At 73.3% G+C, this 26,502-nt stretch carries 22 protein-coding genes; 15 read left to right on the top strand and 7 right to left on the bottom strand.

Annotation, left to right across the window (positions count from 1 at the left end; translation table 11 throughout):
* Positions 1-861 (top strand): serine/threonine kinase C-terminal domain-containing protein (locus PV342_RS03925; RefSeq protein ID WP_500315798.1); only part of this gene is annotated, 861 nt, incomplete at its 5' end.
* A 4-nt stretch (positions 862-865) separates the two neighbouring features.
* Here PV342_RS03925 and PV342_RS03920 read toward each other — a convergent pair.
* Positions 866-1,876, bottom strand: coding sequence for a hypothetical protein (locus PV342_RS03920; protein ID WP_500315797.1), 1,011 nt, complete (start codon positions 1,874-1,876; stop codon positions 866-868).
* Positions 1,877-2,506: 630 nt separating this feature from the next.
* On the opposite strand from PV342_RS03920, the gene PV342_RS03915 reads away from it, so the two are divergent.
* The gene (locus tag PV342_RS03915) at positions 2,507-3,457 is read left to right on the top strand and encodes a helix-turn-helix transcriptional regulator (RefSeq protein WP_500315796.1); all 951 of its coding nucleotides are present in this window, start codon (positions 2,507-2,509) and stop codon (positions 3,455-3,457) included.
* The gene (locus PV342_RS03910; RefSeq protein WP_386987433.1) at positions 3,454-4,230 is read left to right on the top strand and encodes a GNAT family N-acetyltransferase; all 777 of its coding nucleotides are present in this window, start codon (positions 3,454-3,456) and stop codon (positions 4,228-4,230) included. The genes PV342_RS03915 and PV342_RS03910 overlap by 4 nt, the downstream gene beginning before the upstream one ends.
* A gap of 105 nt (positions 4,231-4,335) precedes the next feature.
* On the opposite strand, the gene PV342_RS03905 is transcribed toward PV342_RS03910, so the two are convergent.
* Complete coding sequence (locus tag PV342_RS03905) at positions 4,336-5,763, bottom strand: MFS transporter (protein WP_500315802.1); 1,428 nt, start codon at positions 5,761-5,763, stop codon at positions 4,336-4,338.
* Positions 5,764-6,084: 321 nt separating this feature from the next.
* Here PV342_RS03905 and PV342_RS03900 point away from each other — a divergent pair, with 321 nt between their 5' ends.
* Positions 6,085-6,693: a YdbC family protein gene (locus PV342_RS03900; RefSeq protein WP_026251519.1), complete on the top strand. Its 609-nt coding sequence runs from the start codon at positions 6,085-6,087 to the stop codon at positions 6,691-6,693.
* 42 nt (positions 6,694-6,735) lie between these two features.
* Here PV342_RS03900 and PV342_RS03895 read toward each other — a convergent pair whose 3' ends face one another.
* A complete protein-coding gene (locus PV342_RS03895; RefSeq protein ID WP_361008803.1) occupies positions 6,736-7,527 on the bottom strand; it encodes a VOC family protein in 792 nt (263 codons plus the stop codon).
* A 151-nt stretch (positions 7,528-7,678) separates the two neighbouring features.
* On the opposite strand from PV342_RS03895, the gene PV342_RS03890 reads away from it, so the two are divergent.
* The 3 genes from PV342_RS03890 to PV342_RS03880 all read left to right on the top strand — a co-directional run bounded on the left by PV342_RS03890 (position 7,679) and on the right by PV342_RS03880 (position 11,181).
* The gene (locus tag PV342_RS03890) at positions 7,679-8,344 is read left to right on the top strand and encodes a phosphoglycerate mutase family protein (RefSeq protein WP_329185317.1); all 666 of its coding nucleotides are present in this window, start codon (positions 7,679-7,681) and stop codon (positions 8,342-8,344) included.
* A 55-nt stretch (positions 8,345-8,399) separates the two neighbouring features.
* On the top strand, positions 8,400-9,302 hold the full coding sequence (locus PV342_RS03885; RefSeq protein WP_500315795.1) for an ADP-ribosylglycohydrolase family protein: 903 nt from the start codon (positions 8,400-8,402) through the stop codon (positions 9,300-9,302).
* 385 nt (positions 9,303-9,687) lie between these two features.
* Entirely contained in the window at positions 9,688-11,181 is a 1,494-nt protein-coding gene (locus PV342_RS03880) for a DUF4153 domain-containing protein (RefSeq protein ID WP_500315794.1), read from the top strand.
* A gap of 58 nt (positions 11,182-11,239) precedes the next feature.
* Here PV342_RS03880 and PV342_RS03875 read toward each other — a convergent pair whose 3' ends face one another.
* On the bottom strand, positions 11,240-12,787 hold the full coding sequence (locus PV342_RS03875; RefSeq protein ID WP_386987420.1) for an MFS transporter: 1,548 nt from the start codon (positions 12,785-12,787) through the stop codon (positions 11,240-11,242).
* Positions 12,788-12,897: 110 nt separating this feature from the next.
* Here PV342_RS03875 and PV342_RS03870 point away from each other — a divergent pair, with 110 nt between their 5' ends.
* The 3 genes from PV342_RS03870 to PV342_RS03860 all read left to right on the top strand — a co-directional run bounded on the left by PV342_RS03870 (position 12,898) and on the right by PV342_RS03860 (position 15,006).
* The gene (locus PV342_RS03870; RefSeq protein ID WP_089223097.1) at positions 12,898-13,491 is read left to right on the top strand and encodes a TetR/AcrR family transcriptional regulator; all 594 of its coding nucleotides are present in this window, start codon (positions 12,898-12,900) and stop codon (positions 13,489-13,491) included.
* A 106-nt stretch (positions 13,492-13,597) separates the two neighbouring features.
* Positions 13,598-14,293, top strand: coding sequence for a ribonuclease HII (rnhB, locus tag PV342_RS03865; protein ID WP_361008812.1), 696 nt, complete (start codon positions 13,598-13,600; stop codon positions 14,291-14,293).
* A gap of 59 nt (positions 14,294-14,352) precedes the next feature.
* Positions 14,353-15,006 (top strand): hypothetical protein, encoded by a 654-nt coding sequence (locus PV342_RS03860; RefSeq protein ID WP_391579677.1) that lies wholly within the window; start codon positions 14,353-14,355, stop codon positions 15,004-15,006.
* On the opposite strand, the gene PV342_RS03855 is transcribed toward PV342_RS03860, so the two are convergent.
* On the bottom strand, positions 15,007-15,606 hold the full coding sequence (locus PV342_RS03855; protein ID WP_018561896.1) for a hypothetical protein: 600 nt from the start codon (positions 15,604-15,606) through the stop codon (positions 15,007-15,009). It abuts the gene before it with no gap.
* A gap of 197 nt (positions 15,607-15,803) precedes the next feature.
* The gene (locus PV342_RS03850) at positions 15,804-17,963 is read right to left on the bottom strand and encodes a RecQ family ATP-dependent DNA helicase (RefSeq protein ID WP_400795501.1); all 2,160 of its coding nucleotides are present in this window, start codon (positions 17,961-17,963) and stop codon (positions 15,804-15,806) included.
* Positions 17,964-18,117: 154 nt separating this feature from the next.
* Between PV342_RS03850 and PV342_RS03845 the strand changes: the two genes are divergently transcribed.
* Positions 18,118-19,359, top strand: coding sequence for a DUF4192 domain-containing protein (locus PV342_RS03845; RefSeq protein WP_500315793.1), 1,242 nt, complete (start codon positions 18,118-18,120; stop codon positions 19,357-19,359).
* Here PV342_RS03845 and PV342_RS03840 read toward each other — a convergent pair.
* Positions 19,271-20,581, bottom strand: coding sequence for an alpha/beta fold hydrolase (locus PV342_RS03840; RefSeq protein WP_361008822.1), 1,311 nt, complete (start codon positions 20,579-20,581; stop codon positions 19,271-19,273). The two genes, PV342_RS03845 and PV342_RS03840, sit on opposite strands and share 89 nt — an antisense overlap.
* A gap of 132 nt (positions 20,582-20,713) precedes the next feature.
* On the opposite strand from PV342_RS03840, the gene PV342_RS03835 reads away from it, so the two are divergent.
* From PV342_RS03835 to PV342_RS03820, 4 genes are all read left to right on the top strand, one after another.
* Positions 20,714-22,693: a glycogen debranching N-terminal domain-containing protein gene (locus PV342_RS03835; protein WP_500315792.1), complete on the top strand. Its 1,980-nt coding sequence runs from the start codon at positions 20,714-20,716 to the stop codon at positions 22,691-22,693.
* Positions 22,694-22,800: 107 nt separating this feature from the next.
* A complete protein-coding gene (locus tag PV342_RS03830) occupies positions 22,801-23,529 on the top strand; it encodes an NUDIX hydrolase (protein WP_089223089.1) in 729 nt (242 codons plus the stop codon).
* 29 nt (positions 23,530-23,558) lie between these two features.
* Positions 23,559-25,187 (top strand): ATP-binding cassette domain-containing protein, encoded by a 1,629-nt coding sequence (locus tag PV342_RS03825; RefSeq protein WP_500315791.1) that lies wholly within the window; start codon positions 23,559-23,561, stop codon positions 25,185-25,187.
* A 92-nt stretch (positions 25,188-25,279) separates the two neighbouring features.
* Positions 25,280-26,182 carry a FadR/GntR family transcriptional regulator gene (locus PV342_RS03820; RefSeq protein WP_078620084.1) on the top strand — a complete coding sequence of 301 codons (903 nt, stop codon included), beginning with the start codon at positions 25,280-25,282 and terminating at the stop codon, positions 26,180-26,182.
* Positions 26,183-26,502 lie beyond the last annotated feature (320 nt).

Here is a 26,502-nt window from a genome sequence, read left to right as displayed (position 1 = left end):
CGGGAGCCGCGGGGGCGGCTGTCGGCGGAGGAGGCCGAGCGGTTGCTGCGGGCCGGTGCCGCCGAGACCGAGACCGAGAGCGTCCCCCGCGACAGCCTCGCCTCCCTTGCCGGGCCGGCCCCCGCCGCGCGGTCGCGGGCCGGCGGTCCCGTGACCTCTCCCGTTCACGTGCCTGCCCCTCTCTCCCCGCCGCACGCCCGCCGGCGCCGTGCCTCGTTGTGGGCGGCCGCCCTCCTGGTGCCCGTCCTCGCCGGTGGCGGTTACTACGCGGTGCCGCTCCTCGGCGAGCCGCGCCACGGTGCGGCGGGCCAGTCCCCGTCCTCGTCCGGGGTGACCACGCCGCACCCGTCCGCCGCCTCCGCCTCGGCCGTGCCCTCCGCGTCGCCGACGCCCTTGTACACGCCGCCCCCGGTCCCCGACGGCTACCACCTCGCCGCGGAGCGGGAACGCGGCTTCTCCGTTCCCGTGCCGGACGGCTGGAAGCGCCAGGTGAGCGACGACGGGCGGCAGTTCGTCTACGTCGACCCCACGGGACTGGTGGGCCTGCGGGTCGCCGCGCTCGACTTCGCGGGACCCAGCCCGCTCCGGCACTTCGAGGACGTCGAGGCGCAGATGGTCCCGGACCTGGAGGGCTACGAGCGGCTGCGGATGCAGAGCACCCGCTGGCGCGGGCGGCCCGCCGCGATATGGGAGTTCACGTTCAAGGGGACGGCCCGCGACTTCCGGGCCGTCGACCTCGGCTTCGGGCGGCCCGGCGAGCAGGAGTTCACGGTCTACCTCTCCGCACCGTCCGACCGCTGGGGGTCCTACCGGGCGGTCTTCGACAACGCCGTCGCCGGGTTCCGGCCGGACGCGCGCTGAGTCGTCACCCGTCGCGGGACCCGTCGTCGTGCCCCGGGGCGACGCCGACCGGGTCCCCCGCGGACGGCACCGAGGGCACGGCGCCGTCCGCGAAACGGACGCCCGGACGGCGATCGCGGCGGACGTCCCCGGCGACGAGGGCGACCACGGCCGCCGAACCCACGAACTCCAGCAGGTCCTGGAAGGTGTCCAGCGGGGTCTGGGCTACCGCGCCCACCGCGTACGCCCACAGCTCCGTGAACGCCGACGGCATCATGAACAGCGCCAGGCCCACGGAGAACCCGGTCGCGACGGGGCGGCGCCGGGCGGCGAACAGCATCCCGGCCCCGCACAGCACCGTCAGGCAGGCCCACTGGTACGGGGCGGAGACGCCGAGGACCGCCCGTCCCGTGCCCTTGCCGACGAGCAGGTCGCCGAGCGTGCCGGGGCCGACCTGGAACGCCGTCACCGCGTTCCTGCCGATGTAGAAGACGTTCAGCACCGCGAGCAGCAGCCCCGAGGCGGTCGCCGTGACCTTCACCGGGCGGGTCCCGCCGCCGGACGCCGCCTCCGCGGCGGCGGCCTCGTACTCCATCCGCCGCGCCAGGAACAGCAGCGCGGCGAGGACGACGGCGAGCACCGCCGCGAGGACGGCGGTGCCGCCGACGGCCTTCACCGAAGGGCCTTCCAGGGTGCCGAACCAGGGGTCGGAGGGGGAGTCGAGGAGGACGTACCAGATCGCGGGCAGGCGGAAACCGAGCGTCGCCGCGCACGCGGCGAGAAGCAGCCCGCCGGCGCCACGGGTCCGGTGGAGCGCCGCCAGGCCGGCCGCTAGTTGCAGTGCCGCCAGCCCCAGGTCCAGGGAGGTCGTCGCCGCCAGGCCGGGTGCGTCACCGGTCGTCCACGCCGACCACGCGCCGGGCAGACCGCGAGCGGCGATGTCGTACAGGAGCCAGGACGCCGTCTGGACGAACAGCGCGAGGCTGAGCACGGCCAGGGCGACGCGCACCCGGTGGATCGACACAGCCGGATTCATCGCGTGCTGTCCCCTTCGACGTCAACCTGAACCAGGCGCTGATGCAAGCATTCTGAGGGATCCTCAGGCAAGTTCCGGTCGTGATTCCGTCGAATTGGCGCTCTCTTTCCATCCCGGGCACGGAATTTCCATCCCGGGAGGGCGGGTGCCCGGTTCCCGTGTGTTCCTTCGGCCGCGGAATCGCCGTCGGGCCGGACCGGCGGTGATGGAATCCGGGCGCCGCCCTTCTCGTACGGGACCTGGCACGGCCGTACTATTCGGGGGGCGTCGCATGGGCCATGATGTCGTGGGCCGCGCCGCGCCGCGCCGTGCCTTGCGTCGCCCCGATCGGGCCGCGGGCGCGGGCACGTGCGTCTCGGGCGCGGCGATCGCGGCCGTGGACGGACCCGGTGGGCAACGAGGCCCGGCTGATTCGTCGACCGCGATGGAACGTGGCATTTCATTCGGGATTCCGATGACCGACCGCGGGTGGTCCGCGCATTACCGATCCGGAATCGGATAACGTTGTCATCCGGGTGGCGGCCTCGGCGCGGACACCCGGTCGAGAGGGCGCAGGTGAAAGATCAGCGATTGGCGGGTGCGGTGGACTGCGCGCAGCATCGCGAGGGTTCCATAGATTACCGGGCCGACATGAGCTTGACGGCCGAGCAGGCCCAGGCCTCCGAACGGCATTTCCTGGACTGGGAGCGCGGCCCGTTCTCGCACCTCATTCGCCTTTCCGTCCCGCATTTCGCCGTCACCCGCGGTTTCCGCTTCGTCGCGAGCGGCCACCTCATCGACGGACTGCTCTCCGCCCAGGTCTACTGCGATTCACTGACCGGGGTGTCGGGGAACAACCTCGACCGCGACCCGATCGTCGCCGACCTGGTGACCTCGGGCTGGATCGAGTTCCAGGACGGGAAGACGAGGCATTCCGTCGGGCCCGGGCAGATATGCATCCGCGACACGAAGGCCTCCTGGGAGTTCTCGTGCGCGCCGGCGACGACCGCGCACGTCATATCCGTCCCCCGGGACCTCGTGATCCCCCGGATCGGGTCGCCCAGGGCGCTGGGCCAGGCGTACGTGTCGCACGCCGAGGTTCCCGAGGTCCGCTTCTTCCTCAACTTCCTGGAGGCGGTCAGGAGGAGCAGCGGCGAGCTGGAGAGGTCGGCGGCCGCGCGGAAGATGGCCCGTGACGCCTGTGCGACGTTGTTCTCCCGCATCATCTCCGAACGGCCGGGTTCGGGGCTGGGTGACCATCCGCAGGCCGTCGTGGCCGCCGCCAGGAACGTCATAGAGCGGAACCTCGAAAGCGGCGACCTGTCGCCCCCGATGGTCGCCCGCAGCGTCGGGGTGTCCCTGCGGACGCTGCACCGGTGCTTCTCGGCGTCGAACGACTCCGTCATGTCGTTCGCCCGGCGGCGCCGTCTGCAGCAGGCGCACGACGAGCTGGTGGCCCGCGGCAGCACGGCCGGAATGTCCGAGGTCGCGGCACGCTGGCACTTCTCGGACGCCAGCCACTTCATCAGGCACTTCAAATCCGTGTACGGGGCCACGCCGGCCGCCTATCTCAAGAACCAAAGGAAGGTCGGTTCCCCATGACCGATGCGCAAAACCCGCTGGGGCGGATCGCGACCGCCTACGCCGATCTCGTGGAAGGCCTGGCGACGGTCGCCACCGGACGTACCCGAAGGGGCCGGGGCGGCGCCGTGCTGGCCGTGTCCGGGGCGCCGGTCGCCTCGCTGAACGGCGTGTTCAGCCCCAGCCCCGAACCACTCGCGGACGACATCGCCGCGCTGGCGGAGTCCGAGCCGTGGGAGGTCCCGTGGAGCATCCAGGTCCGCGGGGTACCGGGACGCAGTGTCACGGACGAGGCGGCACGGCACGGTCTGACCCGCCTCGACCGCAGTCCGCTCATGGTCAGGCACCCCGACCGGGGGATGCCGGCCGAACCGGCCGACGACTCGCTGAAGGTGCGCCCGGTGAGCCCTGCCGAACTCGGCCTGTACGCGGCGGTCATGGCGGAGGGCTTCCAGGTGCCGCAGGAGGTGTTCGGGCTGTTCGCCGATCCGGCCATGGGCGGCCTGGAGGGGGTCACGTTCTACGTGGCGGAGGTGGAGGGCGTTCCGGTCGGGACGGGCATGACTGCGGTGCGCGGCGACCTCAACGGCATCTTCAACGTCTCCACGCTCCCCGGTCACCGGCGGCGCGGCCACGGGAGGGCGGTCACCATGGAGCTGGTGCGTGCGGGGCATGCCGCGGGCGCCCCCACGGCGTACCTCTACGCGAGCGCGATGGGCGAGCCCGTGTACGCGTCGGCCGGCTTCCGCACCGAGGAGTACCTGTCGGTGTTCTCGGCCCCTGCGCAGGAGTGACGGGCGGCGTCGTTCGCGCAGCCCTGTGAGGGGCGGGAACGAAAGCCCGGCGGCCGTGAAGGGACGACCGGCCGGACCCGCGGGGGCGGGCCCGGCCGCCCGCCGTCAGGCCTGCGCTGGGGCGTCCCGCCCGCGCCGCGGTCGCAGTATCACCAGCGCGAGCACGAAGGCCACCGCCAGGAGGACCGCGCCGGTGCCGAAGGCGAGGCGGAAGCCGCCCGTGAGGGCGGCCGCCGCGTCGTGCCCGTCGGCGACGAGGGTGCGGGTGCGGGAGCCGGCGAGGGTGGACAGGACGGCAACGCCGAGGGCGCCGCCCACCTGCTGGGTGGTGGTGAACAGGCCCGAGGCGACGCCCGCGTCCTCCGGGCCCGCGCCGGACATGCCGAGCACCGTCAGAGCCGAGACGGCGAGGCCGAAGCCGGACGCCAGCAGCATCGTGGGCAGCAGGTCGGCGGCGTAGCCGGCGTGCACCGGCAGCCGGGTGAGCAGGCCGAGCGCGGCCACCAGCAGGGCGAGCCCGCAGAGCAGGACGCGTCGCTCGCCGAAGCGCGCGCCCAGCCGGGCGGAGAGCAGCAGTGAGACGGTGCCGATGCTCAGCGCGGCGGGCAGCATCGCCAGTCCCGTCGCGGCGGCACCGTAGCCCCGGACGTTCTGCAGGTAGAGCGCCATCAGGATCTGGAAGCCGAAGAGGGCCGAGACCATCAGCATCTGGACGAGGTTGGCCCCGGAGACCTCGCGTGAGCGGAACATGCGCAGTGGCAGCAGTGGGGACGCCGCGGTCGCCTGGCGCAGCACGAACGCCGCGAGGAGCGCGAGGGTCAGGGCCGCGAGGAGGACGGTGCGCGTAGAGGCCCAGCCCTGGCCGCCTGTCTGGACGATCGCGTAGACCCCGGTCATCAGGCCGGTGGTGACCAGGAGCGCGCCGAGGGCGTCGGCGCCCCGGGCCGGGGGACGCGCCGGGTCGGGCTCCAGCACGCGCACGGCCAGCAGCACGGCCGCCAGCCCGATGGGCAGGTTGATGAAGAAGATCCAGTGCCAGCTGACGGCCTGGCTGAGGATTCCGCCGAGCACCTGGCCGATCGAGGCCCCGGCGGCGCCGACGAAGCTGAACGCACCGATGGCCCGGCCGCGTTCGCGGGGTTCGGGGAAGAGCGTGACCAGCAGGCCGAGACTGACGGCGGAGGTCATCGCGCCGCCGATGCCCTGGAGGAAGCGGGCGCCGATGAGCACGGCCTGGCCGGTGGCGACGCCGCAGAGGAGCGAGGCACCGGTGAAGACGGCCAGCCCTGCGACGAACATCCGCTTGCGCCCGAGAAGGTCGCCGAGTCGTCCGGACAGCAGGAGCAGCCCGCCGAAGGCGATCATGTACGCGTTGACGGTCCAGGTCAGGTCGGCCGGGGAGAAGCGCAGGTCGCGCTGGATGGCGGGGAGCGCCACGGTGACGATGCTGCCGTCCAGGATGATCATCAGCATTCCGGCGCACAGGACGGCGAGAGCCGGCCCGCGGGAGCGGCGGGCCGGGGTGGCCGGCATGGGCGCGGCCGTCGATGAGAGCTGCGGGTGCTGAAGGTGCCGCGGGCGTAAGGACATGGCGTCGTCTCCTGGTCGTCGGGGAGCCAGGTAAGACGCTAGCAGATGGTTTTGTTGAGGACTATTTGTTTCGGCCCTTCTTTTCGGTGTCCGGTGAGGACGGCCGAGCCGTGTACGCGGGCAGGGCGCCGGTGCCGGTGGCGAGGCCCTCGACGAGCGGGCGCGGTTCCGAGGAGTTCCTGTCGTGATCGATTTGTCTCCCGTTCAGGCGAGTTGGCACTTCGATAGAGCGGAAGGCCCGTCGGCGGGCCATAGGATGGCGCGGTGCTGGTGAAGTGGATTCGCTGCGGAATCGTCGATCGCGCCGGATTCGAGCGTGGGCAGCGGAAATGGGCCAACGGGCTCATGGGGGAGCCCGGGTTCCGGGGGCAGGGCGGCGGCTGGAGCCGCAGCCAGCCGGGTGTCGCGCACCTCTTCGCGTTCTGGGAGGACCGCGACTACTACGACGCCTTCATGGCCGGCCCCCATGACCGCCTCGCGGCCGCCCAGGCCGGAACCTACGAGAGCCTCGGCGTCAAGCTCTTCGAGCACCGCCTCGACGTCAAGGTCGGCTTCCGGCCCCGCTTCGCCGACAGCGACCTGCTGCGCCTGGCGCACTGCAAGGTGCGGCCGGACCGCGTCGAGCACTTCGTGCTGATGCAGGAGAAGGTGTGGAACCCGGCCATGGCCGGCTCCCCGGGCATGCTGCGCGGGGTCTTCGCGCAGGGACCCGAGTCCGACTTCCTGGTGCTGTCGATATGGGACTCGGCCTCCGAGCACGCCAAGTACCGGGACGGTTCCATCCTGCGGCTGTCCGAACGGGCCGAGCTCGACGCCGACGTGCTCACCGTCGCCGGTGACGTCGTCGACCTGGAGCAGTCCTGGTCGATATGACGGCACGGTGACCGGGGACGCGCCCGGTAGCCGTCCGGCGCATCAGCCCGACGCGCCCTGTGCGGGGCGGGTGATCACCGAGAAGTACGCGCCGTGCGGATCGTCGAGGACGGCGACCCGTCCGACGTGCTCGAGGTCGAACGGCGGCACGGAGACGCTCCCCCCGAGCTCGGTGGCCCGCGCGGCGGCCGCGTCGGTGTCGGCGACGGAGAAGTAGTGCATCCAGTGCTGGGGTATCTCCTGCGGCCAGGCGTCGTTCATCAGCAGGATGCCGCCGAACCTCCGGCCCGTGCCCTCCACCTCGAGCTCGGTGTAGGAGCTGTCCCCGGCGAACGGGTGGGTCTCGCCCGTCCAGCCGAAGACGTTCCGGTAGAAGGCGCGGGAGCCGTCCACGTCCCGGGTGTTGAGTTCGATCCAGCACAGCGCGCCCGGCTCGTCGAGCAGGCCCGCGCCGCCGAACCGGCCCGGCTGCCACGCGGCGAACTCCGCCCCGTGCGGGTCCGTGAACTGAGCGAAGCTGCCCTGGTCGAAGACGGCCATCGGCGGCACGGACACCGAGCCGCCCGCCGCCTCGACCGCCTTGGCGGTGTCCGCCACGTCGCTCGTGGCCATGTAGGTGATCCACCGGGGCCGGTCCCCCTCGGCCATCACCGGGCCGACGGCCGCCACCTGCTCGCCGCGCAGGCTGAAGAAGGTGTACCCGCCGGCCTCCGGCGGGCCCGCCTCGGAGTCCCAGCCGAACAGACCGCCGTAGAACGCGCGCGAGGCCTCGATGTCGGGACTGCTGAGATCGGTCCAGCAGGGTGTGCCGGGGACGAACGACGTGGTCTTCATGGCGGCCTCCAACCGTGGCGCGCGAAGGCGCCCCCCTCTTCATGCTGAGTCTGAGGTGCGCCACTGACAATCGGAGCGGGGGACGCCCGGCCTGTGGACGCGGCGGGCGCCCGCCGCGACCTCGCTCGCGCGCACGAATTACAGTGAGGCCATGGCCCGACCGCGTCGCATAGTGCTCATCAGGCACGGAGAGTCACAGGGCAATGCCGACGATACGATCTACGAGCGGGTGCCCGACCACGCGCTGACCCTCACGGGCAGGGGCGAGGAGCAGGCCCGCGCGGCCGGCCGGGAGCTGCGGGAGCTGTTCGGCGAAGAGCGGGTGCAGGCCTTCGTCTCGCCATATCGCCGGACGCATCAGACCTTCCACCTGCTCGGCCTGGAGCCCTGCCGTACCCGGGCCAAGGAGGAGCCCCGGCTGCGCGAGCAGGACTGGGGGAACTACCAGGACGCCGAGGACGTGCAGCGGCAGCGCAAGGCCAGGGACGCCTACGGCCACTTCTTCTACCGCTTCGCCCAGGGCGAGTCCGGGGCGGACGTCTACGACCGCGTCGGGTCCTTCCTGGAGACGCTCTACCGCGCCTTCGACAAGCCCGAGTTCCCGCCGAACGTGCTGCTGGTCACGCACGGGCTCACCATGCGGCTGTTCTGCATGCGGTGGTTCCACTGGACCGTCGACGAGTTCGAGTGCCTGTCGAACCCCGACAACGGCGAGACGCGGATGCTGCTCGCGGAGCCCGACGGCCGGTACCGGCTCGACCGGCCCTTCTCCCGCTGGCGGACCACCGACTCCGACCTGGCGCGATATCACGGGTGAGATTGCGCACAGGACGATTGACCCGGGTGGCACCGGATGTCAGAGTTCTCCCGCCATGACCGCTGACCCGCATGACCTTCCACGCCGCCGCGCACTGTCCAGCCTGCGCGGTCTCGCCCTGGGCGACGCCCTCGGCTCCCAGTTCTTCGTGCCGGCGCACTACCCGGCACTGCAGGGCCGCGCGCTGCCACCGGGAACCTGGCAGTGGACGGACGACACCGAGATGGCGTGCTCGGTCGTCGCGATCCTGGACTCGCACGGCTCGATCGACCAGGACGCCCTGGCCGCCTCCTTCGCGGCGCACCACGACTTCGACCGCGGTTACGGCCCCGGCGTCAACCGCATGCTGCGGCTGATCCGGCAGGAGGGCGCCGACTGGCGCACCCTCGCGGCCGAGATGTTCAACGGCCAGGGCTCGTGGGGCAACGGCGCCGCGATGCGCGTGGCGCCCCTGGGCGCCTGGTACGCGGGCGAGCCGGAGAAGGCGGCCGAGCAGGCCGAGCTGTCGGCGTACACCACCCACCAGCATCGCGAGGCCGTCGTCGGCGCGATGGCCGTCGCGGCCGCCGCCGCGCTCGCCGCGGACCCGGCGGGCCCCGGTGACCCGGCGGACCTCGTCACCCGCGTCGTGGCGCTGCTGCCGCGCAGCGCCGTGCACGCCGGGCTGCGCCGCGCCGTGGACATGCTCGACTACGACGACGTCGCCACCGTCGCGGCCGTGCTCGGCAACGGCCGGCGCACCAGCGCCCACGACACCGTCCCCTTCGCCCTGTGGTCGGCCGCCAGGGGCCTCGGCGACTATGAGGGCGCCTTCTGGACCACCGCCCGCGCGGGCGGCGACGTGGACACCACCTGCGCCATCGTCGGCGGAATCATCGCCGCCGGGGCCGGCGGCGAGCCTCCGCGCGCGTGGCAGGAGCGCTGCGAGCCGCTGCCGGAGTGGCTGCCCGGCCGCTGAGCCGCGCCCGTCGCCCCCGCCCGTGGGCTCGGCAACCCTCTCCATTGTCACGGCCCTGTCACAGACTGGGCCGGCGGGCCCGCCTCGCGTTCGCCGGGACGGCCGGCGCGCCTAGCCTGTCGGCCACGCCGTCCGGCTGATCTTCGCCGGACGCGCAGTCGAGTACCGGTCCCGCGCGCAGCCCCGGCCGCCGCACGACCGGCGGGGAGGGGTTCTCATGTCCGACACGCCGTCCGACGCCGCACCGGCGGCGCAGGCGCCCGCGCAGGCACATTCGCAGGCGCATCCGCAGGCGCCGCCGCGGAAGCACGGTCCACCCGTCCACCCGGCAGCGCCCTACACGCGTCAATGGACGCCCCCGCCGCCGCCTCCACCGCCGGCGTGGGTGACCGCGAGCCGGCCGCGGACCCCGCGCACCGTGCGGCCCGCCGTGCTCTGGACGGCGCTGCTCACCGGTGTGCTGACCGCGGCCCTGCTCCGCGGCGGCCTGGGGATCAACCTGCTGCTGGTCACCGTTCCGGCCGCCGTCGCGGCCGCCGTCGCCGCCCTCGACCACGGCCGGCGGCTCCGGCCCTGGTCCGCGGTCTGGGCGGTGGCCGGTCTGACGCTGCTGCTGATCCCGGCCCTGAGGGACGCGTGGTGGCCGTCGTTCCTGGCCGTCGTCGCGGCCGCCTTCCTGGGCTCGCTGGCCCTGCACGGCGGCCGCCGCTGGCCGGGCGTCCTGCTCGGTGGCGCGGGACTGTGGTTCGCTCCGGTGCCCGCGATCGGCTGGGCGCTGCGCGGGCTGCGCGAGCGGGCAGGCCGCGACCGCGGTCGGGTGCTGCCGATGCTGAAGACCGTCGGCGTGACCGTCGTGCTCCTGGTCGTCTTCGGCGCGCTTTTCGCAGGGGCCGACGCGGCGTTCGCGGATCTGCTGGCCGACCTCATGCCCGACGTGACCGTCACCGACGCACCGCTGCGCGTCCTGCTCCTCGTCGTCGGCACGCTCTTCGCTCTCTGCGCGGCGTGGACCGCCGCGGCGCCGCGCCGCTGGGACCGGATCAAGGTCAAGCCGGGGCGCGCCCGGCGGCGCGCCGAGTGGGCGCTGCCGCTGGTCGTCCTCGCGGTCCTGTTCGCCGCCTTCAACGCCGTCCAGCTCGCCGTGCTGTTCGGCGGTTACGAGAAGGTGCTCGCCAAGACGGGGCTGACCTACGCGGAATACGCCCGGCAGGGCTTCTGGCAGTTGCTCGTCGTCACCCTGCTCACCGTGGTGGTGATCGGCCTCGCCCTGCGGTGGGCGCCGCGCGGCTCCGACCGGGACGTGCTGCTCGTGCGCTCCGTCCTGGGCGCGATCTGCGTGCTGACCCTGGTCGTGGTCGCCTCCGCGCTGCGCCGCATGGACCTGTACGTCGACGCCTACGGGCTGACGCGGCTGCGGATCTCGGTGGCGGGGGTGGAGCTGTGGCTCGGGCTGCTGATCGTCCTCATCATGGCGGCCGGGGTGTTCGGCGCGCGCCGGCTGCCGCGCGCGGTGGTGGTGAGCGCGGCGGCGTCCGTCCTCGCCTTCGGGCTGGTCTCGCCCGACTCGCTCATCGCCGGCCAGCAGGTGAGCCGCTTCGGCAGCACCGGCAAGATCGACCTGGCGTATCTGCGGAACCTCTCCGCGGACGCCGTCCCGGAGCTGGACGAACTGCCGGAGCCGCAGCGCTCCTGCGCCCTGGAGAAGATCGTGGAGCACCTCTACGAGGACGGCACCGAGGCCTGGTACACCACCAGCCTGGGCGAGGTCCGGGCGAGGGCCCTGCTCGACGACCGTCCGCCGCGGACCGGCAACCGGCCGTGTGACGCGGCGGGGCTGGGGGGCTTCTACGACGAGTGGCGCGACCCCGTCTTCCCGTGACACGCGCGCCGTGTGCCGCCGTCCCGGCCTCCCCTCGGGCCGGGCGGCGGCGCCGGCGTCAGGCCGCGGGCGTGCCCGCGTTGCCGCTGAGCGCCTCCAGGTCGCTCTTGCGGACCCGGATCACGAACAACGCCGTGACCAGCGCCAGCGCGACCAGCCCCACGGCCGCGTAGAAGGCGGTCGAGATGCCGTGCGCCAGGACCTCGTGGCCCCACGGCGGCGGCAGTTCGTGGGTCTGCCGGAAGGCGGCCTGCTGCTCCGGCGTGGAGTGCGCGAGGAAGTCCGGGAGCAGACCGGTGGCCTTGTCGCGGCTCGCGGTGCCGAACACCGTCACCAGGATGGACAGTCCGAGCGAGCCGCCCACCTGCTGCATCGCGTTGAGCAGCCCGGACGCGGCCCCGGCCTCGTGCTGGGCGACGCCGGAGACGGCCGTCAGGGTCAGCGTGACGAAGTTCAGGCCCATGCCGAAGCCGAAGAGCAGCATCGGGCCGAGGACCCCGCCCACGTAGCTGCTGCCGGGGTCGACCTGGGTCAGCCACGCCATCCCGGAACCGGTCAGCGCGGAGCCGGCGACGAGGAACGGCTTCGGTCCGAGCACCGGCAGGAAGCGGGTCGACAGCCCGGCGCCGGTGACGATCGCCGCGGTGACCGGCAGGAAGGCGAAGCCCGCCGCGATGGGGCTGTAACCCAGCACGTTCTGAACGAAGATGACGATAAAGAAGAACATGCCGAACATGGCCGCGGCCAGGCTCAGCATCATCACATAGGTGCCCGAGCGGTTGCGGTCGGCGAACATCCGCAGCGGGGTGATCGGCTCCCGGGCCCGCCGCTCGATGACCACGAAGGCGCCGAGCAGCACGACGGCGGCGGCGAACGAGGGCAGGGTCAGCGCGTCCCGCCACCCGGAGTGGGCGGCGCGGATGAAGCCGTAGACGAGCGAGGCCATGCCGAGCGTCGAGGTGACGGCTCCGGCGATGTCGAACCGCCCCGGGTGCCGCTCCGACTCGCTGATGAAGCGGGGCGCCAGGAAGGCGATCAGCAGGCCGATGGGCACGTTGACGAAGAACACCCAGCGCCAGTCGAGCCAGTCGGTGAGCATGCCGCCCGCCAGCAGCCCCACGGCGCCGCCGCCCGCGGACACCGCGGCGAACACACCGAAGGCCCGGTTGCGTGCCGGGCCCTCGGGGAAGTTGGTGGTGATGAGTGCCAGCGAGGTCGGCGAGGCTATCGCGCCCCCGACGCCTTGCAGGGAGCGCGCGGCGAGCAGTTGCCACGGCTCCTGGGCGAAGCCCCCCAGCAGCGAGGCGAGGGAGAACAGCAGGATGCCGAAGACGAACACCCTGCGCCGTCCCAGGATGTCGCCCGCGCGCCCGCCGAGCAGCAGCAGGCCGCCGAAGGTGAGCGTGTAGGCGTTGAGCACCCAGGACAGGTCGGTGGTGGAGAAGGAGAGCGCGTCCTGGATGTGCGGGAGCGCGATGTTCACAATGGTGGCGTCCAGCACGACCATGAGCTGGCAGGCCGCGATCACCGCGAGTGCGATGCCGGGCCTGCCGTCGCGTCGCGCGGCTCCGGGCTTTCGTGGTGAGGTGAGTTGTCCGGTCGTCACGAGGTCCCCCAGTCGGTGACTTAGTGAACGATGGCGTTCACTGTGTACGACAGTAGGGTGATGGTTGTAGTGAACGCAAGCGTTCACTAGAGAGTGAATGAGAAGGTGGCATGGCCATGTCGCAGGGAGCGGGGACCCGTCGTCGCGGGCCCGTTCTGGAGCGGGCGATCCTCGGGGCCGCCCTGGAGCAGCTGAGCACGGTGGGCTGGCGAGGGCTGACCATGGAGGGCGTCGCCGCCGGTGCCCAGACCGGCAAGGCCGCCGTCTACCGCCGCTGGCCGTCCAAGCAGGCTCTGGTCGCGGACGCCCTGCAGACGGCCTTCCCCGAGGTCCCCGACGTCCCGGACCTGGGCGGGCTGCGGGAGGACCTGGTCTTCCTCGTACTGCGGATGCGCGAGGCGATGTACTCGCGCGGGGGGCTCGCCCTGCGCTCGGTGATCGACGAGTGCGACCAGGAGGCCGCCCACTGCTTCGTGCGGCTGATCATGGAGGGGGTCGTCGAGCCCACCAAGCAGCGCATCCTGGACGTGGTCCGGCGCGGCATCGGACGCGGCGAGGTGCGGCCCGACGCCACCGGCGACATCGTCGCCGACGTCGTGCCCGCGCTGATGATGTACCGGTCGAAGATCGGCGGCCGGGAGATCACCGAGGAGGACCTCATCGAGGTCGTCGACCAGGTGATGCTGCCCCTGCTGCGCCCCTGACGCGGCCGCCGGGACCGGCCCCCGGCCGTCACCGGCGCCGCCCCCCACCGGCTTCCCGGCCCTGCTCCGAGGCGGCCCAACGCGGGAGCGTAGGCTAAGCCCTGCCATGGTCCACGAACCCCCAACCCACACCGTCGAACGCTCGCTGCGCGCGACCCTCGGCGCCAAGGTCATCGCGGGTGTCGATGAGGTCGGACGGGGCGCCTGGGCCGGGCCCGTCACAGTGTGCGCCGCCGTCACCGGCCTGCGACGGCCCCCCGACGGGCTCACCGACTCCAAACTGCTCACCGTCAAGCGCCGCAACGAACTCGCCGCCGTGCTCAGCGGATGGGTGAACTCCTTCGCGCTCGGCCACGCCTCCCCGGAGGAGATCGACGAGCTCGGGATGACCGCCGCGCTGCGGCTGGCCGCCACACGCGCCCTGGACGTCCTGCCCGTGCGGCCCGACGCGGTGATACTCGACGGCAAGCACGACTACCTCGGGGGTCCCTGGCGCGTGCGCACGGTCATCAAGGGCGACCGCTCCTGCGTGGCAGTGGCGGCCGCCTCCGTGATCGCCAAGGTCCGGCGGGACGCGATGATGGCGGAACTGGGCGTGGACTATGCTCCGTTCGGCTTCGAGGCCAATGCCGGGTACCCTTCGCCGGTGCACCGGGCGGCACTGGAGGAGCTGGGGCCCACCCCCCTCCACCGGCTGTCCTGGGCATATCTCGATACGCTGCCGCGTTGGCAGCACTTGAAGAAGGTCCGGGAGACCGTGGAGGCGGGGGAGACGGGTGAGCAACTCGGGTTCGATTTCTGAGCCGAGTTGTGACCTACCCGCCGCTGCGTTGTTCCGGCGCATTTGATAGACATCAGCACATGCCTCTCACCCCCGAGGAGCCTCAGATTCACGAGAGTGTCCCGGGTCCCCGCGTAGCCCCGGCCGCCGGCCGGCCCGCGCCGACCCCCCGCCCCGTACCGGGCTCCGGCCCCCGCCCCGCGCCTCCGCGTCCCGCGCCGCCGCGTGGCGCTCCGGCGGCGAACGCCCGTCCCGGCCGTCCTGGTCCGGCCCGCGGGTCCGTCGTACCCCCGCAGCAGCGTTCGCCGCGGGACTCCGAGGCCGCGGCCTCCGTCTCCGCCGACCCGTCGGCGCAGATCCAGCTCATCCCCGCTTCGGTGGACGGCGCCCTGGACGCCGCCGACGAGGCCGTCGACCTGCTGCTGGACAGCGGGCGCGCTCCCGGTGAGGTCCTGGTGCTCACCACCGGCGAGCAGCACCCCTGGGCGGCGCACGAGCTGAGCTTCGGCGAGGCGTCCTACTGGGCCCAGCACGACGCCGGCGACGACGTGTTCTACGCCGCCCACGACGCCGACCGCGCCACGGGCCGGCCCGTCGTGGTCGTGGCCGTCAACGGCGGCTCCGACGAGACCGTGGCGCGTGTCCTGCCCTCCGCGATGGCGAAGGCCGGGAAGCTGCTGGTCCTCTGCGGCGACCAGCAGCGGATCAACGCGCTGCTCGGCGTCAACGCCTGATCAACGCGCCGCCGCGCGGCGCAGGGGCGGCGTCCCGCTGGGACGCAGGCTCGCTGCGCCGCGGCTCGTGGCCGCCGACCAGGAGGTGGCGTTCGGGGTACGTCCGGTACGGTCCTCGCCCTGCACCCGCCAGCCCTCGTCGGTCACGGTGATGTACGACCCGGGGCGCAGCCCGTACAGCGAGCAGGCGTCCCGCAGCCCCCACATCCAGGCCCCGTCCACCTCGGTCCAGCCCGCTCCGCCGTCCCGGCAGACGAGCAGGACCGCGGTGCGCACCGGTCTGCGCCGCCGAAGGTCGTCCGCCGTGATCCGGCGCAGGTGGGCGAGGATGGCGTTGCGCCGCTCCCAGCCGTCGACGACGTGGGGACGCTGCGCGAACGACGCGCTGGCCGTCAGCCGTTCGTCGGGGGAGTAGACCGCGACCACGGCGGTGCCGGGCGCCGGAAGGTGCCGCGTGTGGAGGTCGGTGACCACCTCGCGCGGGTTGATCAGCAGGGGGATGCCCGCGGCGGTCCATTCGGCAGGCTCGAGGGTGCGATGGCGTCCGGCGCGGCGGGAGGCATTCACGGATGCGGTTTCCGGAGCGAAGCCGATGGCCACGGTCCTCCCTTCGGGTATGCGTCCGCGACCGGGCGTGCGAGGGCATGCCGGTCGTGGGGCTCCAAGAGCCGATGCGGGGATCCAGACTCAATTGTTCCTGTCGCACACGCGGGCGGCAACGGTCATTTTGCCGACCTGTCTGTTATCTGGCCCTCCGCCGCTTAGATCCCTTCCCCGTCTCACATGGTGACTACGCGTCAGCCCTGCAACGCCAGGACCAGGGGAAACACTGCGGTAACCCCGGCACGGCGCAACAACCGCGCTGCTACGGCCACGGTCCACCCCGTCTCGGTGAAGTCGTCGACCAGCAGGACGGGTCCCTCGGCCGCGGCCAGGGCTTCGGAGAGGGCGGGTGGAAGGGCGAACGCCCCGTGCAGCGCCCGCAGTCGCTGTGCGCTGTTGCTGCGCGGGACCCGCGAGGGCTCCAGGTCACCGCTGTGCGCCACCTCCCCGAGCAGCGGCATGCGGCCGATCTCGGCGATGCGCGCGCCGAGTGACGCGATGAGCTGCGGCCGGGTGTGCGAGGCGATGGTGACGACGCCGGCCGGCCGCTGCGGGGCGTCGGGCTCGCCGCTCGCCCAGCCGCCCGGGCCCCTCGCCCAGTCGGCCAGCACCTGCACCACCGCCTGCGCCACGTCGTCCGGCACGGGCCCGTCCGCGGCGTTCTCCGCGAACAGCGGGCGGAGCCGGTTGCCCCAGCCGATGTCGGAGAGCCGTCCGAGGGCCCGTCCTGTCGCTGCCTGTTCGCCCGGCGGGATCTTCCCCTTCAGGTCGATGCCGATCGCGGGCAGGCCCGTCGGCCACATCCGGCGGGGCTCGACCTCGACCCCGGGGCGTCCGAGGGCGGCCCGCGCCGCCTCCAGGGCCTCGCGGGAGACCTCCGCGGTGAACCGGGCCCCGGCGCAGTTGTCGCAGCGGCCGCAGGGGGCGGCCTCCTCGTCGTCGAGCTGGCGGCGCAGGTACTCCATGCGGCACATCGAGGTCGTGGCGTACTCGCGCATCGCCTGCTGCTCGGCCTTGCGCTGCCGGTCCACCCACGCGTACCGCTCGGTGTCGTATGTCCAGGGCCGGCCCGTCGCCGTCCAGCCGCCCCGCACCCGGTGCACCGCGCCGTCCACGTCGAGGACCTTGAGCATGGTCTCCAACCGGTTGCGGCGCAGGTCCACCCGGGTTTCGAGCGCGGGGACCGACATCGGGCCCTCGGCGGCGGCCAGGGTCTCCAGGGTGCGCCGCACCTGTTCCTCACGCGGGAAGGCGAGCGAGGCGAAGTAGCGCCAGATCGCCTCGTCCTCGGGCCCGGGGAGCAGCAGCACCTCCGCGTGGTCGACACCGCGTCCGGCGCGGCCCACCTGCTGGTAGTAGGCGATGGGGGAGGAGGGCGAGCCCAGGTGCACCACGAAGCCCAGGTCCGGCTTGTCGAAGCCCATGCCGAGCGCCGAGGTGGCGACCAGCGCCTTGACCTCGTTGTTCAGCAGTGCGGCTTCCGCGGCCCGGCGGTCGGCGTCCTCGGTGCGCCCCGAGTAGGCGGCGACCCGGTGCCCGCGCTGCCGAAGGAAGGCGGTGACCTCCTCCGCGGCCGCCACCGTCAGGGTGTAGACGATGCCCGAGCCTGGGAGGTCGCCGATGTGGTCGGCGAGCCAGGCGAGCCGGTGGGCGGCGTCGGGCATGCGCAGCACGCCGAGGGACAGGCTCTCGCGCTCCAGCGGCCCGCGCAGCACCAGGGCGCCCTCGTGGTCGCCGGTCCCCAGTTGCTCGGCGACGTCGGCCGTCACGCGCGCGTTGGCGGTGGCGGTCGTGGCCAGTACGGGAACGCCCGGGGTGAGATCGGCGAGCATCGTCCGCAACCGGCGGTAGTCGGGCCGGAAGTCGTGGCCCCAGTCGGAGATGCAGTGGGCCTCGTCGACGACGAGCAGACCCGTGGTGGCGGCGAGTTTGGGCAGCACCTGGTCCCGGAAGTCGGGGTTGTTGAGCCTCTCCGGGCTCACCAGCAGGACGTCCACCTCTCCTGAGGCGACCTCGGCCTGCACCGTGTCCCATTCCTCGGGGTTGGCCGAGTTGATGGTGCGGGCGCGGATGCCGGCGCGGTCGGCGGCGTCGATCTGGTTCCGCATCAGCGCCAGCAACGGGGAGACGATCACCGTGGGACCGCTGCCGCGCTCGCGGAGCAGCGCGGTGGCCACGAAGTACACGGCCGACTTGCCCCAGCCCGTGCGCTGGACCACCAGGGCCCGGCGGCCGTGTGCGACCAGCGCCTCGACGGCACGCCACTGGTCCTCGCGCAGGCGGGCGGTGCCCGTCGGGTCCCCGACGAGCCGGCTGAGGATCGTGTCGGCGGCTGTGCGCAGTGCGGTGGTCATGCCCCCATGCAACCCGATGGCACCGACACCGCGCCAACCGCGCGGAGGCGGCCTGTGGATAACTCACCCCAGGTAATTGCGATGATATGCGCGAGTTATCCACAGGTTTTGGAGGGGTCTGGTGGAGATCCGCGGCGTACGGGACCTTCGGATCATGACTCAGCACATCGAATCCCCCCGCCCCTCGGACGACCCCAAGGTCACGCTGCGCAGCCCCGCCGAACTCGCCGCCGCGCTCCCGTACCTGTGCGGCTTCCACCCCGACGACAGCATTCTCATGATCGCGCTGCACGGCGAGCGCGGCCGTTTCGGCGGCCGGGCCCGGCTCGGCATCCCACGGGACGCCGCGGAGTGGCCCGGCGCCGCACAGCAGTTGGCGGAGTGCCTGGTGAACGGAAGCGAGCAGCGCGGCGCACGGCCGGACGCGATCGTGCTCTTCCTCGTCCAGGAACCCGCCCCCGGAGAAGACCCCCACCAGGTCGCGGAACGCCTGCGCCCGCTGGCTCAGCGGCTGCGGATCGCCTGCGGCACGCTAGACGTCCCCGTCGTCGAGGCGCTGTGCGTCTCCTCCGGCCGCTGGTGGTCCTACTGCTGCCCGGATTCGGAGCGGTTCCCGCGCGAGGGCATCGGGATCACGCAGTCCGGCGATTCCGTGATGACCGCGGCGGCCGCCTACGCGGGCCTGCGGATCACCGGCTCCCTCAAGGAGACGGAGGAGCGCCTCACCCCGCCGCCGCCCGGCACACCGGCGTCCGCGGCCCGCGCGGACGCCCTGGACGCGGCGGCCGCCGCCCTTGTGCCGCGCATGCTGGAGCGGGACGACTCCGACGAGGTGCGGCGCACCACCCTGCGCCTGCTGCGTGAGGCGCTCGAGCGCTTCCGGGCCGCCACACCCGTGGGGGAGGGGCCGGAGGCCGACAGCGATGACGACGCGCTGCTGGACGACGACGAGGCCGCCTCGATGATCCTCGGGCTGCAGGACCGCGCCACCCGCGACGAGGCGGCCGAGTGGATGGACCCGCCGCACACCGACCCCGCGGTGCGCCTGTGGCGGGCGCTCGCCCGGCGCTGCGTCGAGCCGTACCACGAGCACGCCGCCGCGCCCCTGACGCTCGCCGGCTGGGTCGCCTGGTCCGCCGGGGACGAGGCGACGGCACGCGTTGCCTTCGGCCGCGCCCTGCACCTCGCCCCCGACTACACCTTCGCCCGGCTGCTCCACGCCGCCGTCAACAACGGTCTCTCGCCGGAGCCGCTCCGCCGCTACCTGCGGCGGCAGAGCGTCGCACGTGCCCGCAGGGCGGCGCTGTTCACAGCTCGCCGCGGGCCAGCCGGATCAGCCGGTCGAGGACCCGGCCGCCGCTCACCCGGAGTCCGTCGTGCTCGTACTCGTCGGTGACCCAGGTGCGCAGGCCCCGGACGGAACGTGCGGTGGCGAGCGAATCGGCCGTGTCCACGTACATGTCGTCGTGGTAGACGGCCGCCGCCACCGGCACCTCGTTCCGCGCCAACTGACCCGGGTCGTACAGGTCGGGCCACTCCTCGTGCTGCGCCAGGTGGTGCGCCGTCTCGCGCAGCGGCGCCAGGGCCGGGTCCAGGGCGAACATCCAGGGGTAGATCATCTCGCCGGTCAGCAGCACCGGCGCGTCGTCCGCCAGCGGCTTGTCGACGTCGAACTGCGGGAACTCGGCCCGTACCGACTCGGCGGCCCAGCCGGTGGCCCTCGGCGAGACCGAGCGCTGGCCGTAGATCGACTCGTGGAGCACCGCGTAGAGCGGGTTGCCCGCGAACGACAGATGCCCCTGGACCTCGGCGAGGAAGGAGTCGGACAGCTGGAGGCCGGATCCCCCGGTCACGAAGGCGTCCTCGAGCAGGTAGTGCAGTGTGTGCGAGCCGGTTCCCGTGCCCAGCAGCATCCCGGTGACCTGGAAGGCCTCCGCGGTCAGCAGGCCGCCGCCCGGGAGCCTGACCTCGCGCTCGCGCAGGTGCCGCACGACCGCGCGGACCGTCTCGACGTCCTCGGGGTAACGCGCGTAGTGCGCCGCCGTCTTCCGCTCCACGCGGGGGTAGGCGGCCCGGTAGACGTCCTCGGCGGTGCTGCGCAGGCCGGCGAGCCCGCCGGTCACGAAGGCCTCGCGGACGCCCTCGGGGGCGAAGGACAGGTAAGTGAGCGTGCAGAAGCCGCCGTAGCTCTGGCCGAGCAGGCTCCACTGTCCGTCCTCGCCGAGCAGTTCACGGCGGATGAGCTCGCAGTCGCGGACGATCGAGTCGGCCCGGAAGTGCTCCAGATACCGGGCCTGGGCCGAGGCGTCCCCGCGCAGCGGCAGGGTCTGGCGGTTCGCAGGGGTGGAACGGCCGGTGCCCCGCTGGTCGAGCAGCAGCACGCGGTAGTCGTCCAGCGCCCGGGTGAGCCAGCCGTCGCGGCCCAGCGGCCGCGGCGACCGGCCGCCCGGCCCGCCCTGCAGGAAGAGCAGCCAGGGCAGCGGATCTCGTTCCCGCCCGGCGGCCACGACCTCCCGTGCGTACACCTCGATCCGCTCACCGCCCGGGTCCGCGTGGTCGAGCGGCACCTGGAAGGTGTGGTCGGTGATGACGGTTCCCGGCTGGCGGTAGACGGCCATGGCTCTCTTTCCGGTGATTCGGACAGCTTCCCGATCAGGAACGGTAGATGGCGCGTGACCCCAGTGCCCACACGGCCGTTCTCGTGGGTAGTGGCGCCAGCGCCCGAGCGACCGATTCGACGTGGAGGTGGCATGAGCCCGCAGCCGGTCAACTGGCCGCCCCGGCAGGACCGGGGGCCGCAGCCGGTGCACGACGCCGTGATGTGCGTCGCGGCCCCGGCCCTCGCGGTCTCGCCGGAGCACGGACAACTGGACGGAAGCGGCCTCGGCGGCTTCTACCAGGGCGGCCGCCGGGTACTGGCCCGCTGCGAGCTGCGCATCGCGGGGGTGCCTCCGGTCCCTGTGCAGGGCGGGCTGGTCACGGCGGGCCGGGCGCGGTTCACCTCCGTCGCCCGGGCCCCCGGCGACACGGCACCCGATCCGGCCCTCACCGTCGAGAGGCTCCGGACCGCCGGGGGCACCGAGCGCATCACGGTCCACAACACCGGATCCCGCGCCCTGCGCATCCCGTTCGAGGTGGCCCTGGCGACCGACCTCGCCGAACTGCCGGCCATCGCGGCCGGATCCTCCGGGCCGGAGCTGCAGCCCAGCGTGTGCGACGCGGGGCTGCTGTGGTCGGCGGAGGGCCTGCGGGCCCGGGTCACCGCCGTGCCGGCACCCGAGAGCGCGCTGGCCTCCGCCGGGTTGCTCTGCTGGGAGCTGGCGCTGCCCGCCGGGGCAACGCGAACGATCGAGCTGCGCGCGACGCTGGAGCCCGCCGTGGCCGGCGTGAACGGAGGGTCCGCCCCGGCGGTCCCCGTGCCCTGGTCGGCCCCGGAGATCCGCGGCGGCGACGGCCGGGCGGAGGCGCTGCTGCGGGCCGCCCTCGACGATCTGCGGGCGCTGCTGCTGCGCGACCCGGAGCACCCCCTGGACGTCCATGTGGCGGCCGGCGCCCCGTGGCGGCTCGGCCCCGCCCCGGCGGATGCCCTGTGGGCGGCCCGCATGCTGCTGCCGCTGGGCACCCGCCTCGCGGCCGGCACGCTGCGGGCGTTCGCCCGGCGCCAGGACCCGGAGACCGGCGGCCTGCCGGGCCCACTGCGCCATGCCGGTCCGCATCTGCCGCCCACCTGCTCCGGAGTGGAGGCTGGGCTGCTCTTCGTCACGCTGCTCGCCGAGGCACGCCGGTGGGGGCTTCCGGAACGGGAGACCGAACCACTGCTGCCGACCGTCGAGCGCAGTCTGTGGTGGCTGCGGTCCGTCGCGGGCGAGGGCGGCTACGTCCCCGACCCCGCGCCGGGCGGTCCCCTGCGCTGCGACGTACAGGCCCACGCCCACCGGGCCATGATGCACGGCGCCGATCTGCTCCAGGCCCACGGACGCCCGGGCGCACAGGAGTGGCGGGACCGGGCCGAGGCGCTGCGCCGCAGGTTCCGGGAGGACTTCTGGCTGGACGACCCGGCCGGCGGGAGCCCGGCCGCCGCGCTGACCCCTGACGGCAGACCCGTGCCCCATCTGGGATCGGCCGCCGCCCACCTGCTCGACACCGGCCTGCTGGGCGGCTGCGAGTTCGCCCCCGGCCTGCTGGACAAGGTGCAGACGGAACAGCTCGCCCGTCTCCTCGCCGCCCCGGAGCTCGACTCGGGATGGGGGCTGCGAACCCTGTCCGCCAGGGCGCCCGGCTACAACCCCTTCGGCCACCGCGGTGGAGCGGTACGGGTCCACGAGACGGCCGTCGCGGTCGCGGGGCTGACGGCGGCCGGCCACGAGCGCGAGGCCGTGGCGCTGCTGCTCGGCGTGCTGGACGCGGCAGGTGCGTTCGGACACCGGCTGCCCGAGATGTACGCGGGGGAGCAGCGGGAAGACTCCCGCCGTCCCGCCCCGCACCCGACGGCGTCACGGCCCGCCGCGGTGGCCGCCGCGGGAGCCGTCCACATGCTGCTGGCCCTCGCCGGGATCCGCCCCGACGCCCCCGAACGCCTGGTGGCCGTGCGCCCGCCGGCCGCCTCTCCGCTCGGAGATCTCGACATCGCCGGGCTGCGGGTGGCTGAAGAGCCCTTCGCCCTGCGGATCGGCGCGTCCGGTACGGCGGTGATCGAGGAGGCGGCTCCCGGGCTCCAGCTCGGCGCCTGAAGCGGCGGGCGGCAGCGGCCGGCGGGTGGCGCCGTGACGTCGAACAACAGGCCGACAGCGCGTTGCGTCATCCCGTCAACCTGCTGTTTATCGTCAGGCAGACGACTATGATCGCGGGCATGGCGCCCTACGACCCGTCAGCTTTCCCGCCCTTCGCCGTCACTGTCGATCTCGTCGTGCTCACAGTGCGCAGCCACGCCCTGTGTGCCCTCGCGGTCCGCCGCGGTGAACCGCCCTACCAGGGCCGGTGGGCGCTGCCCGGCGGCTTCGTGCGCGGCGACGAGGACCTCTCAGGGGCGGCCGCCCGAGAACTCGAGGAGGAGACCGGACTGCGCGCGGGCAGCGGAGTCCACCTCGAGCAGCTGGCCACCTACGGCGACCCCAAGCGCGACCCGCGTATGCGGGTGGTGAGCGTCGCCCACCTCGTGCTCGCCCCGGACCTGCCCGCGCCCCGCGCCGGGGGCGACGCGCGCAGTGCCCGCTGGGCCCCGGTCGAGGAGCTGCTGCGCAACGGCGAGGAGGGCGCCCTCGCCTTCGACCACGCGCGCATCCTGGCCGACGGCGTGGAGCGTGCCCGTTCCAAGCTCGAGTACTCGGCGCTGGCCACGGCCTTCTGCCCGCCCGAGTTCACCGTCGGCGAGCTGCGCCGGGTCTACGAGGCGGTGTGGGGTGTCGCCCTGGACCCGCGCAACTTCCATCGCAAGGTGACGGGGACGGTCGGCTTCCTCGTCCCCACCGGTGGCACGACGACCCGTCAGGGAGGCCGTCCCGCACAGCTGTTCCGCGCGGGTGGTGCAACCATCCTGAATCCACCCATGTTGCGACCAGAGGTGTAAATTCTGGGCTAATTGCGCGTTATGGTGCAATGGTGATCCAGGCCATCGGATTGACCAGTGCGTCCCGGGGTGAAGAGCCCCCTTCCGTCGACGACCTCTCCTTCGACGCCCGCCCCGGCGAGATCACCGTCCTGCTCGGCGACGGCGGCGCAGGCAAGTCCACCGTTCTGAGGCTGATGCTCGAACTCGAACCGGGCCGCGGCATCACGCTCTTCGGCGGGCGTCCCCTGCACCGCCACACCCATCCCGCCGGCGCGGTGGGCGTGCTCCTCGGCGACGTCCCCGGCCATCCCTCCCGGACGGCGCGCGGTCACCTGCGCATGCTCGCCGCCGCGGCCGGGGCCCCGGCCGAACGCGCAGACCAGGTCCTGGAGATCGTGGGCCTGCGCGAGACGGCAGGACGCCGCCTGTCGACCTTCTCCCTCGGCATGGACCGCCGCCTGGGCGTCGCCGCGGCGCTGCTCGGGGACCCGCCCGCGCTGCTCCTGGACGACCCCGCCCAGGGGCTTTCCCCGCACGACACCGCGTGGTTGTACGGCCTGCTGAAGGCGTATGCGGCGCGCGGCGGCGCCGTCGTCGTCACCTGCGCCGACCCCAAGGCGGCGGGCCGGCTCGGTGATCGCGTCGTCACCCTGGACAAGGGCCGGCTCGTCGCCGACCAGTCCGCCCACGAGTTCGGCCGGCGCCGTCTGCGGCCGTACGTGGCCGTCCATTCCCCGCAGGCCGAACGCCTGGGTCTGCTGCTGACCGACGACGGGACGGAGATCACCCACGAGAGCGGCAGCCGCATCCGCGTGCACGGCGCGACCACCGCCCAGGTCGGTGAAGCCGCCTTCCGGAACGGCATCCTCCTGCACCGCCTCGCGGACGAGGTCGCCGACACCGGCGTCCCGGAGACCCCGCACGGCGAGCGGCCCACCGTGCCCCTGGCGGCCGAGCGCGCGGCCGTGCCGCCCGCCGGCCCCGCCCGGCCCGTCCGCTACGAACTGCGCCGCCTCACGGGCGTCCGCGGCCCCTGGCTGATCGCGTTCGTCTCCGTCCTGGTGTCGGGCCTGGCCACCCTGGTGCTGCTGCGCACCGGGCACCACGCCTTCTCCCTGCGCCTGCTGACCGGCTGGTCGCACTCCCTGCCCCTGCCGGCTGCCGCGTTGGGCGGCGCGCTCCTGGGCGCCCTCGCCTACGGCCAGGAGTTCCGCTACCCCGCGCTGGCCCCCGCGCAGGCACCCGTGCCCCGCCAACTGCGTCTGCTGCTCGTCAAGCTCGTCGTCAACGGGGCCGCGGCGGTGCTGATCGCCCTCCTGGGGGCGGCTCTCGGCCTCGTCGCGCTGCGCCTCGAACTCGGGCCGGGCGGCCTGCCCTCGCCGTTCGCGCTGGCCTCCACCACGGCGGCCTCGGCGGCCCTCGCGCTCGTCTGCTGCTGGGCCGGGGTGCTGGCGGCCGGGGTGTTCCGGACCACGGCGCTCGGTCTGGCCGGCGTCCTCGCGGTCCCGCTGCTGGTGGCCCCGGTGGTGCGGCGCGCGGCTTCGGCGCCGGCGATCGACGTGGCCCGGCTGGCGACCCAACCGGTCCGCTATTCCTTCGTTTTGTCGCTCTTCGCTCTGTTGTGTGCCTATCTGGCAACGGTCTTGCGCCGGAGAAACCCCATTTCCTTCCGATAAAGCGTCAATTATCAGGTGATGAGTGCTCACCCTTTCGTGTGCTTTTCAGGAAAGCCCTCAAGGCTTCCCGCGCCATCGCCGACAAATGATGCGTGAGTACCCTTGCGCACACCATGATGACCGCGGCCCGCCCCGCCGACCCGAGTCTCGGCGGCGGGGACATCGACCGCTATCCGTACGCCGACGCACCCGCCGGCCTCGACCGCCCGGGCGGCGCACCGTCCTGGGACGGCGGCGAAACCGACATGGGCCGGGTCGGCCGTCGCCCCGCCGGGAGCCGTGGCCGCGGGCTGCACGGCCAACTCGTCCAGCAACTCGGCCAGATGATCGTCTCCGGCGATCTCGGGGCCGACCGCCCGCTCGTCCCCGAGGAGATCGGCCAGCGTTTCGAGGTCTCCCGCACCGTCGTCCGCGAGTCGCTGCGGGTGCTGGAGGCCAAGGGCCTCGTCAGCGCCCGGCCCAACGTCGGCACCCGGGTCCGCCCGGTCAGCGACTGGAACCTGCTCGACCCCGACATCATCGAATGGCGGGCCTTCGGCCCGCAGCGCGACGACCAGCGTCGCGAGCTGTTCGAACTGCGCTGGACGATCGAGCCCCTCGCCGCCCGCCTCGCGGCGGGTCACGGCCGCGAGGACGTCCAGCAGCGGCTCATCGACATGACCGACATCATGACCCACGCCGTGGGCCAGGGTGACGGCCTCACCTTCTCCCGGGCGGACGCGGAGTTCCACGCCCTGCTGCTGCAGGTCGCGGGCAACCGGATGCTGGAGCACCTGTCCGGCATCGTCACCTCCGCCCTGCAGGTCTCCGGCGGCCCCGTCACCGGCTGCGAGCGCCCCGGTGAGCACTCGGTGGCCCTGCACACGCGGGTCGTCGAGGCGCTGGCCGCCTCCGACGGTGCCGAGGCGGAGACCGCGATGCGTCAGCTCCTCGCCGTCCACGCGGACACCGGCGGCTCGCCGGACCACGTCGTCCCCGCCCCGCGCGAGCACTGACCGGTCCCGCACGGCACGAGACGGCACCGACTTCCGCCGCCGGCCCACACCCTCCGGGCCCGGCGGCGGAGCCGTCCGCGATGTTTGGCGCACGCTCCCGACCGGGCATGGTCGAGGCGTGCACGGGGAGTGTCCCGCTATCGACGGTTTGGCGCCGAGCTGGGGTGTGACTCGGACCACGTACGGCCGGGCGTAACGCTCTCGGCGGCAGCGCGATGAGCTTAGAGGTGGCGGCCGTGCGAGGAATATCCGCGACGAACATGACGCTGAGTTGCCGAGCGGGTCCCACCGTAGTCGTTTTCCATCGTTCCGAGAGGTTG

This window comes from Streptomyces sp. PA03-3a (assembly GCF_033792735.1).
Classification (GTDB): domain Bacteria; phylum Actinomycetota; class Actinomycetes; order Streptomycetales; family Streptomycetaceae; genus Actinacidiphila.
The sequence above is the reverse complement of the archived record's forward strand: the minus strand, read 5'-3'. Positions and strand labels throughout refer to the sequence as shown.